This is a genomic window from Candidatus Diapherotrites archaeon (genome assembly GCA_040755695.1).
Lineage (GTDB): Archaea > Iainarchaeota > Iainarchaeia > Iainarchaeales > 1-14-0-10-31-34 > JBFMAK01.
The window spans coordinates 1-1,384 of sequence record JBFMAK010000031.1 but is presented as its reverse complement, the minus strand read 5'-3'; the positions used below and the strand labels follow the sequence as shown (position 1 = coordinate 1,384).

The following is a 1,384-nucleotide window of genomic DNA, read 5'->3' as shown; positions in this document are numbered from 1 at the left end:
ACTCCAAGTTAAGACACACTTTGCCGGACGGCAATAGCCTTCCGGTACGCCATTCGCCGCCGGATGATCGTCTCCCGTTTGGTCCTCTCCCGTCGTTCCAAAACCGCCGCCACCCGGCCGTGATAGACATCCGCCGGAGTCACGTTGTCCAATGACTCGTGATACCGCTGGTGGTTGTAATACTCGACAAACGCCCCGATCTGGGCCGTCAGTTCTTCTGGGCAGTAGTAGTTGTCCAACAACAGGATGTTCTTCATCGACCGGTGATACCGCTCGATCTTCCCCTGCGTCATCGGATGGTACGGTTTGCCCCGGGTGTGCGTGAACCCCTGGTCGGCCAGGTACTGCTTCAACTCCCACGAGATGTAGCATGGCCCGTTGTCCGACAGCAACCGCGGCCGATGCCGGATGTACACGTGATCCACTTTGGACCAAGCAATCGCATCGTCGATCGTCGCCTTCACATCCTCGGTGGCCATCGTCGAACACAGCCGCCACGCCAGGATGTACCGGGAGTAATCATCCATCACGGTCGACAGATAGTACCAACCCCATTGCACAACCTTCAGGTACGTGAAGTCCGTCTGCCACAGCTGATTCACCCGGGTCGTCGGCTGGTCGAACTTGTCCTTGGCGGACAGGACCGTGTAGGCGGGGCTGGTGATCAAGTCGTTGGCCTTCAGGATCCGGTAGACGCTCGACTCCGAGATGAAGTACTTCTGGGTATCGGTCAGATGCCACGCCAGCTCCCGGGGCGACTTGTCCAGATGCTCCAACGCCGATTCCACCACGGTCTTCTTCACCCAGGGCGGGATCGCATTCCAGAACCGGCGTTCTTGGGATGGCCGGACCGACAACGCCCCCTCACCACCCTCCCGATACCGCCGGTACCAATCGTAGAAGGTGCTCCGGTTGACGTCCAACTCCCGCAGGGTGCGCTTCACCCCCAACGAGGACTCCTCCACCACCCGGATGATCTCCCGCTTCTCGGACACACTGGGGCGCATATACCGCCGGCGCCTCACTCCAGCCCAGTCAGACTTTTTTTGAGCAGGCGATTCTTGAGGCTCAACTCCGCCACCAGCTGTTTGAGTTGCTCATTCTCCTGACGCAGCCCCCCGACCTCGCTGGAGGAGGCTTCCCGCACCGTGTCCCCTTGCAAGCGTCGCTTCCCCGCTTCCAGGAAGTCCTTGCTCCACCGGTAGTACAGGTTGCTGACGATCCCTTCCCGCCGGCACAACTCCGCGATGCTCGCCTCGCCCTTCAACCCCTCCAGCACGATCCGGATCTTCTCCTCGGCGGTGAACTTCCGCCGTGTCTGACGCCGAATCTCCTTCACCACGGACTCCGGGCTGGCTCCCCGTTTGCCGCTCATTTACCGCTC

At 60.6% G+C, this 1,384-nt stretch carries 1 pseudogene; it reads right to left on the bottom strand.

Annotation, left to right across the window (positions count from 1 at the left end):
* Positions 1-8: 8 nt before the first annotated feature.
* A pseudogene (locus tag AB1467_07485) lies at positions 9-1,375 on the bottom strand (IS3 family transposase).
* Between the last annotated feature and the right edge of the window lie 9 nt (positions 1,376-1,384).